Source organism: Paenarthrobacter sp. NPDC089322, assembly GCF_040684895.1.
Lineage (GTDB): Bacteria > Actinomycetota > Actinomycetes > Actinomycetales > Micrococcaceae > Arthrobacter.
The window spans coordinates 1-8,360 of the sequence record NZ_JBFBGW010000038.1 but is presented as its reverse complement, the minus strand read 5'-3'; the positions used below and the strand labels follow the sequence as shown (position 1 = coordinate 8,360).

The window sequence follows — 8,360 nt, the reverse complement described above, 5'->3', positions numbered from 1 at the left end:
TACGGTGGCAACATCATTTTCCAGGGCCGCGTGGTGGAGCGCTGTGCGGTTCATTCTGTCCATACGTGCAGTCTGCCATCCGGGAACCAGCGGCGGAGAGCGACGCCCTTCGAAATAGCTGTCCGGTGAGGGATCCCCTGCCGGACGTCTCCATGCCCCTCAGTAGTATCTGTGGAGGCTGTTCGAGGTAGCATCGCTAGGACACTTTGGGGTTGAGGGTGGGATCGGCGCGGAAGGCAGCGACCATTTCTTGGAAGCTCAGTTCGTGCTTGCGGATTCGTGCAGCGTCCAGCTCAGAGTTCAGGAATGGTTTGCGCTTCCCGATAAGGAGAACATCACGGGGCTTACCACCATCGTGGAAAGGCGTGGTTAGCGGGAGAGTCGCGGCAAGCGCCTCCGAATCCACAGTCTCAGGTAGGTGCGCACGAAGCCAGGCGACCTGTTCCGTCGTGAAGAGGTTGAACGGAATCCGTAACGTCTTGAGGTTAACCAGTGAACCAAGAGGCTGAACCTGACCATCGACAATCCGTTTTGGAAGCAGGCCTAAGCTCAGCAAGTTCCTGAGTTTTCCAAGAGGTTCCAAGGTCTCGAAGACCGACTTGCCCCATACGGCGTCTCCGAGGATGAGCTCCTTCAATGCTTGCCCGGAGGCGATGTCATCCAATCGATGGAGCCGGGTGAAGTCCTCGACGCGTAATGCCGTCAGGCGGGGCGTGCAGGCAAGGTCCCACAGGCGCGCCGTTCGCTGGTTCCAGAAAATCGAGACAATGCGAAGCTCCGATAGATCTTCAAGCGGCGTAAGGTCCTCCAGTTTTGGGCACTTCCAAAACTCAATCTCCTTGAACTGGGTTCCGTAGTCGGAGACCAGCTGCTCAAAGCTCGACTGGTCCAAGCCGCTAACGCGGAGGGCCGTCGCCCCTGGACTGGCCTCGATCTTCGAGAAAAGGCTCACATCGAACCTACCGCCACCAATCGCCGGCTGAACAAGATCGAGGAACCACGAAGGATTGGTATCGCCGGCTCGCCGGAGTTCAATTAAGTCTTGAGGACCTGGTTCCATGACCGCTCCGTCCGTTCGAGCACGACCTTCTGAGAATGACCCAGCAAACGTACCTAATCTGGGGCCGAGACCCGAATCTTCCCGCACACGCAGGCGTCCGTAAGCCGATCGGTTTACGGACGCTGCGGTTTCAGCTGATCTATCGCATCATTGGCCTCAGTGATGCCCCTCAGCCTTTCACAGCTGATTTCTCGGGCGTGCACCTCGGCAACGCCTTCCTTGGTTGGAACGATGAAGTGGCGAACTGTCGGGTGCCCGCTCTCGTCGTCAACGACCTCACCTGCCCAAAGCAGAACGGCCAGGCCGGCCTCATAAAGGGGGTGATGATGGCGGCCCTCGTCATTCGGCAACCCAAACGATGCGTTTTCCACACCGCTCCAGAAGATCACAACTGAGCTCTCGTCGGCGTCGTCTGGATGCGGCCGCAGCACCAATGCAGCAAAACGGTCCTCGTCCACCGCGAACTTCTCCTCGGGAGCGTTTGGCTCCCACTCAACACCAGCGAGGATCGGAACAACGCGAATGGTCATGCCCTAATGCAAGCACACACCGGTGTCCGGTAGGGGATCCTTCGCCGGGCATGTGTCGTGACCCTTCATGCTCGGCTGGCGAGAACAGCGCCGGGCTATGAAACCGATAGGCCTATCCCCGCAGCCACGAAGAATATGCCCATGATCATGTACATGAATCCCATGCCCTTAATGGTTGGTACGTCGGCGAAAGTAAAGCCATCTGGGCTGATTCTATGGCTCTCCTTATAAATCTTCGACCAGGTGCTAGCGGTTCCGTTGAGGTCTCGGAACACGTGCAGGCCAAACAGGAAAACGAAGACGCCAGACACACTCACCCCGAGGGCAAACCAGTTCACCCGCGTTATCACCAGGAGAAGAAAAGCACCCAGGAAAAAACCGATGAAGCACCTCTGGAATGTCCTCGCCGGTTGAGGCAGCTCCATGAATAACCGTTTGATCCCCCGAATAGTCTTGATGATCTACCCTTCTCGGCTGGGTGGCTCTTCCGGATCTAGACTAGCTCTGAGAGGACGAGCCGCGTGCCGGTAGCTTGAATCTACCTTGAGACGTCATGGCGTCGCGTCCCGACTGTCCGCATCGCCAGGTCTCCCAGTAGGGGATCCCCAACGGACGCCGCTGCGTCCGCTTGGGGATCGGCTAGAGGGCACCGGGCATCAACGCGGAACCAAGCAGTTCTCCGATGAGACCCCGCTAACCGACTGGGACATCCTGGGGACGAAACGAGCATTCCTGGATTCGTAGTTCAACCGCTCGGCCCTAACATTTCCGGTACTGACGCTGATATCGCCTCTGCTGGCGTGCGGTGCTCTGTCGCAACAGGACGCCCGCACGCCGGGCGAGGGTTCTCAGTAGGGCAAGGTGTTGTCCCATCGATCAGGCCAATTGCCATAAACCCAGTAGAACGAGTTCTTAGAAGGCTCGGCCCAGTGCCTGCCTGAGGTCGGCAGGGCGGGAAGGCGGTCCTCGCCGTAGGGATCGACCGGTGTAATACTCTTGGGCGGCGCGATATCACTCTTCGGTTCTGCTGGAGGCGGTACCGCGCCCTGGGCTACAGGAGTGATACGTTGTGGCGCACCTTCCAGCGTTTTCCGGCGTCGTGGAAGGTGCAGACTCTTCGGCTTCTTCGGAAGGTCCTTTCTGAAGCGCTTGATCAGCTCCAGGTTGGCGCCGACACTACTGAACCCCAGCGTGCTCTTCCTTATCAGGGTGAGGTCCAGTAGTTCGCTCTCCTGCCAGTACAGCCTTAGCAGACTTCCGCTGCCCGGAAATCCTTGGGCTGCTGTCATGATGAGTGCGTAGGCTGCTTCGGCGATCAACTCGACCCTGGCGACTTCGAGTTCTGCCGGGGTTGCCGTGCGACCGTAGACCTGGGCCAAGGCGCTCCAAGTGGAGAGCAGGGCGTCGATGGAGTAGAGCTCTTCCACCGTCTCCCGCTCCTTGGAGTGGCCGAGTTCAAGGATGTCCATGACCAAGGAGTTGGGCATCGTCGCACCGCTCCCCTGACTGTCCCGGAGATAGGCGTTGACCCGTCCTGCTGTGATTCCATACGACCTCAGCCAGCACCGCGTTTCCTGGGAAACCTTGTCAGCGTGCTTGCGTTCCTCGAGGTAGGTGTTGGCGGTCCAGTTGATGTAGTTGGCATACTGGTGGATTTTCATGGTGTTCTCCTGAGCTGTTAGCGCCTGTGACGCTTGAATGATCAAAGGGCAAAAGAAAAGGACCATCCACGGGGATGGTCCTTCGAAGGGGCGATCGATCTCTGCTGGAGCTGACTGTTCTGAGCTAAATGGTTCCTCCTTTGGTACTTAACGAAAAAAACCTCTGCAGTTGCAGAGGTTGGATGGATATTCAGTATGGTGCCCCGAACGCAGTTACGTTGCTTCACGTAGTCGCCGTCGAACTACTTACCGTGGCTCAGCCCGAGACGAACGGGGCACACCCAGCTTGGGGTGCAAGAGCCGTTGGCCTTGCTTAATACTCCCTTGATCCTGGTAACTCTTTCAAGCGAGAGGGGCCTGCGTTGCTCGCACTTTAGGTACGAGGTGTTGTCAAGGCCTTTATGCGTACGCAATGTCCTCAGCGCACTTCGGGGCTCTCATTCTCAGAATACCCGTAAGACCAAATCTAGTGATCGCACACCGCCAAGTCCGTGCTGACTTCTGTTCTGACGAGGACTCTATGGTTCCAGAATAAAGTGCTAGCCAAGACCCTGGTTACTCACGTCCTCTCCACCCCGAGTGACTCAAGCGACGGCGGACGACCTTATCTCTCATAATCCCGTCACTTCCGTTTCACTGCCAAGAATGCTGCCACTTCCGTGACACCAGCAAGTCGCCTGTTTGATCAGGTATGGCTGGCACAGCTATAGAAACGCGATGACTTCAGCCACCATACTCCTGGCTGTCAAGACTTTATGCGGACGTCTGCTCAATTCCGTGGCACAACGCCCAATTTCTAAGTTATCAGGCCCTCCAAATTTCATGCGTACGCGTGCTACCGGATGGACTGCGCCGTTGGTCACCCGTCCAGCGTTCTGGCGGCACGGCGGATCCGTCGTCGTCTTTGCCTACTAGGGGGACCGCGGCACTCAAGGGGTGGTGCGCCTAGTGGCGTGGGTCAACAGATTTCCTAGGTAGTTCACTAATGGGCCAGATACTGGTCCTAACCTCTTTACTGTCAATAAGTGCAATGACAGTAAATTAAGGAGAAAGCGACCGTCCAGGCGACAGATTCCTAGTCCCGCCAGGAAACGGCTCCCCCTGGTTGTACAGTCTCTCGCGACGGTACACCTCATTCATGACGGCGCGGGTGACGAACTCGGACCAGCTGGGCGTTTTCCTCCTGGCCCCTGGTGGGGTTGAATGCTGCTTTTGTAGGCGACCCGTTCCCGGGCCGAGGACGGCGCGGGTGCGGGTGCCATAGGAGTCTGGATATCCTTACTGCCAGATTCCCGGGTGGCTTTTATCAGGTTCTGCACGCCGGCGGATGGTCGGCGTGGCGGGGGGCCAAAGGGGGTTCGCGGGTGGTCATGATGCGTTCCTTTGTTCTGCGGGAGGGGAGCTACCAACTCTTGTGCGCACGATGAAGGTCTTCTGCGACGTTGCCCGCGGACCATGTGTCGGTGACGGTAGACAGACGACTACTCCTATCTCCCGCCCCAGGAGCGACAGGCGCTGCAGGCTTGGAAGGACAAGGAACGAACCGCTTAAGTCCTTCACAACCTGACGAGGGAGTCAGGGCCCATGCCGAGCGCATAGCATGGCCGGTTGTGTTGGCGGCCGTGCTGCTCGCGCATTTGCCTGCGAAGCAGGGGCCCTTACCGAGAGATCATTACCGGCGGACCTCAATGTCGGGGTGGTTTTTCTCGACCCAGTCGGCCATCCGGTTGCCCCGCAGCGTTATGAACATCAACGAGGCTTCTCGAACCCTGATGTACTCGTCCTTCGTCACCGGGACGCCGGGTCGATCGAAGTCCTCGTCCTCTTCCAGGAAGAAGTCGATCTTCCCCTCCGGCGTCACAAGGTCCTGAAAGTGGAAGAAATCCACGAACTGCTCGAACGTGCAGAAAAGTTTGAAGAAGTCCACGTAGTTGGAGGTGACATCGGCGAGGGGACTGCCGGGCTCCCCGGCATAGTGGCGCCGGATGCATTCCAGGGTGAGGTCCATCCGGTCCGCGATCCGGGGTCTCATCCCCCTGGCGGTGTTCAGGGTTGGCCGGTGTATTTTCCTGACCGGCCAGATCATGGCACTGCCGATCGTGTACGGCGGGTTGAAATAACGGTGCTTCTGCTCCTCGCTCAACTCGGCTTTAGCCTCGACCAAGGCCCTTGGCTTCCCCCATGTGGTGTAGGAGTTCGTGATGGCGTCACTGCCGAACGTGAACTTTATATCGGGGGTCTGCTCGAACACCAGGTAGTTGTTACGGTGCGTCTTTGGCTCTGCCGGGACCTGCAGCCTGAACAGTTCCCCATCGCAGATCTCCTTGGTCCAGAGGAGTTGATGGTCAGCTTTGAGCAGCGGACTATGGGAGTCCGGGTCCTTTTCTAGAGGGCTATCGGTTTTGTAGTTGAGGGCGATGTCGAATACGCGCATGGAGGGAGTCTATTTACCGTCTATCGCAAACCGTTGAACCTCCAGCCAAACAATTACAGGCGTGTGCGGCTTGCCTCGGTGGCTTCGTTATCGAGTTCTGCTGCACCCACACTGAACAAAACCTGTATCGCGCCCAAACGATACAGGTCCCGTCTCCGACCTGCCCTAGGTTCAGGCAGGCCGAGGGTGCGGATAGCCAAGTCGGAATTGGGGCGTCACTCCTGGATCGCTCGATGTCACGCCTGACCGCCCGGTTGAGAATCCCTCACCGGACGTGAACTGGAGGGCGACCTCAGGCATTCAACATCGACTTGTTGAACCAGGCATCTTCGTAAGACCAGCGCCCTTCAAGAACCGCCCAGCCGCGTGGGTTCGTGCACGGAGGCTGCTGGAGTCCCCCTGCGACCGCTTAGCCATCTGCGGCCGATTCGTAGACTGCATCGTTGACTACGCGGTCATGAGGTACATCACGAGGAAGACCATGCCTGCACTGGCCACGACGGCTGCGGCGACTTTGGACCACATGAGTTGGTGTTTGTAGGTCTTGAACTTGGATCCGTTGGGAAGCCAGGACCACCCGTCGACGCCTGCTTTGGCCATAAAATTGCGAAGCATGTACAGGGCTACTGCGCTGAGAACTAAGTAAATACCGACGACGCCAAGAAATTCGTGGTTCACTAGGCTCCTCCCCATGGAGGCCGAAAAATAAGCGTCAGAATAACAATGATCAAGCCGCCAACGATGAGGACGTAGCAGAAGAAGACGCCGAACTTCTCAAGTCCCCTCGCACGTTCCTCCTTCAGTTCGTCAGGTTTACCAAGCATCTGGGCGGCGGCTGAGTACTGGCGGCGTGCAATCCACTTCCGCATGGACAGCCAGAGCAGACCGATCGCCATCAAGACGATTCCGAGCGTCATGTGTCCCCAATCCTTGGTTTCACCACCTACCCTAAGTGCCGAAAGCACCAGAGGGAATTGACAACATCACCGTTAGAGCGCCCGTAAGCCGATCCTTTACCGGGCACTCTATGTGAACGTGGAGCTTGGAATTTCACGCTTTGCCCCACGGCTGTCGGGGCCGTTAGATTGCGTATCGGAAGCAAAGCGTTCCGTGCAGATAGCAAGGGTTCCGAGGCGACAGGATGGATAGAAACTGATGAGTGAGACACTTCTGACCGCCGAAGAAGTTCCCGCCGGCTTCGAGTATCCATCAGACTTCATCCGGTTTGTGAGCATGGAAATCATCTACCTAGAGCCGTGGTTTGTTCTGACTAATGAACGGTTGCGAGAGCGCCATCAAGGGCTGAAGAAGCGCTATCCAAACCGCAGTCTGGTCCCGTTCGCCAAGCGCGAGGACAACGATGACGTGGTGTGCTGGGATCTATCAACGGGCAAGATTTCGATCGTGCATGACTTCGCCGACCCAGGATGGGAATCACGCGGGGACCGAGGATTTCCTGATTTCGCAGCATGGCTTCATTCAGCCATCGACGACATGCTTGAATTTCGTTGACCGCGAGCCCGCTCGCTTAGGAAGTAACTGCAGAAAGCACGAGGCAAATGACCGACTACCCGAAGCTCAGCCGAGCTGTATCGCATGCTTTGCGTCATGAGCCTTGGCTTTACGAACTGGAGCTGGACGGGGAAGGGTGGACATCGGTGGACGACCTGCTTCAGGCGCTTCGGGGAGAGTCCCCTGAATGGGTGAACCTTGAAGTCACCGACCTGGAAAATATGCTCCTGTCCTCCCTTAAGCGACGCCATGAACTGAGCGGGGGCCGCATTCGGGCTCTCTACGGTCACAGTGTCCCGACCCGCATAGTGAAGCCACCAAAAGGTCCACCTCAAATACTGTTTCATGGGACGTCCAGGGAAAGCCTTAAAGCTATTCAGTCAGAGGGTTTGCGGCCTATGCGACGCCAGTACGTCCACCTATCCGAGGACGTCGAAATGGCCAAGCAGGTAGGACAACGAAAGGACGCTAATCCGGTTCTCCTTCGCATTGACAGTGCGGCCGCACACGGAGACAACGTCAACTTCTACCGTGGCGGCGAAAAAGTATGGCTGGCGGATAGTGTTCCTGCCGCGTTCATCTCGGTCGTTCCGGAAGATGGGTGAGTTCGTCCGCGACTTTCGTGAGGTCGCAGACGAAAAAGGAGCCAGAAGAACCTGGTCACCCGCCGGATACATCGATGCGTGGAAATCTTTCGTGGCGGCTTGCGAAGAAGGCTACCAGTGGAGCATCTACGAGTATGAGAGCGAACTTGGAATTAGGGATGTGATCGACAAAGTCCTCACTGCCCCGGAACTCACGGCGCACCCTGAACTGAGTATTTTCGCTGAGGCAATCGCCGATACCGACGAACGTTTCGCCGCACTTCTACGCTCAGGGCCATCCGTCTTACCAGAGGCCGCATTCTGGTGGAACCGTAATTTGCCCGGACGCGCCGGCCCGGACCTGGTCGCAGACGCCGAAGCGCACTACGCCGTCCACCTCCGACAGGTAGAGCCCTGACGAACTTCACGTGCATGAGGCGCATTACTCCAAAGTCAAAGTCAAATAGGGTGCGCTCAAGGATCGTCCAACGGGACGATGCCTGGCGCTGTATTCGGAATGCAAGGATGAGTTATGAGCAATGTCTTCCTCACCGGCCAACTTCTTTGCAGAGACGAAGA

10 protein-coding genes and 1 pseudogene are annotated in these 8,360 nt (G+C 57.4%); 3 read left to right on the top strand and 8 right to left on the bottom strand.

Annotated elements, in window-relative coordinates:
• Nucleotides 1-196: 196 nt before the first annotated feature.
• The 8 genes and pseudogenes from AB0N65_RS20540 to AB0N65_RS20505 all read right to left on the bottom strand — a co-directional run bounded on the left by AB0N65_RS20540 (nt 197) and on the right by AB0N65_RS20505 (nt 6,602).
• Nucleotides 197-952, bottom strand: coding sequence for a hypothetical protein (locus tag AB0N65_RS20540; RefSeq protein WP_364166103.1), 756 nt, complete (start codon nt 950-952; stop codon nt 197-199).
• 221 nt (nt 953-1,173) lie between these two features.
• Nucleotides 1,174-1,590, bottom strand: coding sequence for a hypothetical protein (locus AB0N65_RS20535; protein WP_364166100.1), 417 nt, complete (start codon nt 1,588-1,590; stop codon nt 1,174-1,176).
• Between the two features lie 95 nt (nt 1,591-1,685).
• Nucleotides 1,686-2,015 carry a hypothetical protein gene (locus AB0N65_RS20530; RefSeq protein WP_364166097.1) on the bottom strand — a complete coding sequence of 110 codons (330 nt, stop codon included), beginning with the start codon at nt 2,013-2,015 and terminating at the stop codon, nt 1,686-1,688.
• Between the two features lie 423 nt (nt 2,016-2,438).
• Entirely contained in the window at nt 2,439-3,251 is an 813-nt protein-coding gene (locus tag AB0N65_RS20525) for a hypothetical protein (protein WP_364166094.1), read from the bottom strand.
• A 1,041-nt stretch (nt 3,252-4,292) separates the two neighbouring features.
• Nucleotides 4,293-4,409 (bottom strand): annotated as a pseudogene (locus AB0N65_RS20520) (hypothetical protein); the annotation flags it as partial.
• Between the two features lie 514 nt (nt 4,410-4,923).
• Nucleotides 4,924-5,685, bottom strand: coding sequence for a hypothetical protein (locus tag AB0N65_RS20515; RefSeq protein ID WP_364166091.1), 762 nt, complete (start codon nt 5,683-5,685; stop codon nt 4,924-4,926).
• A gap of 447 nt (nt 5,686-6,132) precedes the next feature.
• Entirely contained in the window at nt 6,133-6,363 is a 231-nt protein-coding gene (locus tag AB0N65_RS20510; protein WP_364166089.1) for a hypothetical protein, read from the bottom strand.
• Entirely contained in the window at nt 6,363-6,602 is a 240-nt protein-coding gene (locus tag AB0N65_RS20505; RefSeq protein WP_364166086.1) for a hypothetical protein, read from the bottom strand. The genes AB0N65_RS20510 and AB0N65_RS20505 overlap by 1 nt, the downstream gene beginning before the upstream one ends.
• 238 nt (nt 6,603-6,840) lie before the next feature.
• On the opposite strand from AB0N65_RS20505, the gene AB0N65_RS20500 reads away from it, so the two are divergent.
• The 3 genes from AB0N65_RS20500 to AB0N65_RS20490 all read left to right on the top strand — a co-directional run bounded on the left by AB0N65_RS20500 (nt 6,841) and on the right by AB0N65_RS20490 (nt 8,199).
• A complete protein-coding gene (locus AB0N65_RS20500; RefSeq protein ID WP_364166083.1) occupies nt 6,841-7,197 on the top strand; it encodes a hypothetical protein in 357 nt (118 codons plus the stop codon).
• A gap of 47 nt (nt 7,198-7,244) precedes the next feature.
• Complete coding sequence (locus AB0N65_RS20495) at nt 7,245-7,802, top strand: RNA 2'-phosphotransferase (RefSeq protein WP_364166080.1); 558 nt, start codon at nt 7,245-7,247, stop codon at nt 7,800-7,802.
• 91 nt (nt 7,803-7,893) lie between these two features.
• Complete coding sequence (locus AB0N65_RS20490; protein ID WP_364166077.1) at nt 7,894-8,199, top strand: hypothetical protein; 306 nt, start codon at nt 7,894-7,896, stop codon at nt 8,197-8,199.
• Nucleotides 8,200-8,360 lie beyond the last annotated feature (161 nt).

What these genes read in the sequence shown, in the direction of transcription:
- AB0N65_RS20515 (WP_364166091.1), bottom strand. Translation starts at nt 5,685, where the DNA reads ATGCGCGTATTCGACATCGCCCTCAACTACAAAACCGATAGCCCTCTA.
- AB0N65_RS20505 (WP_364166086.1), bottom strand. Translation starts at nt 6,602, where the DNA reads ATGACGCTCGGAATCGTCTTGATGGCGATCGGTCTGCTCTGGCTGTCC.
- AB0N65_RS20530 (WP_364166097.1), bottom strand. Translation starts at nt 2,015, where the DNA reads ATGGAGCTGCCTCAACCGGCGAGGACATTCCAGAGGTGCTTCATCGGT.
- AB0N65_RS20525 (WP_364166094.1), bottom strand. Translation starts at nt 3,251, where the DNA reads ATGAAAATCCACCAGTATGCCAACTACATCAACTGGACCGCCAACACC.
- AB0N65_RS20500 (WP_364166083.1), top strand. Translation starts at nt 6,841, where the DNA reads ATGAGTGAGACACTTCTGACCGCCGAAGAAGTTCCCGCCGGCTTCGAG.
- AB0N65_RS20535 (WP_364166100.1), bottom strand. Translation starts at nt 1,590, where the DNA reads ATGACCATTCGCGTTGTTCCGATCCTCGCTGGTGTTGAGTGGGAGCCA.
- AB0N65_RS20495 (WP_364166080.1), top strand. Translation starts at nt 7,245, where the DNA reads ATGACCGACTACCCGAAGCTCAGCCGAGCTGTATCGCATGCTTTGCGT.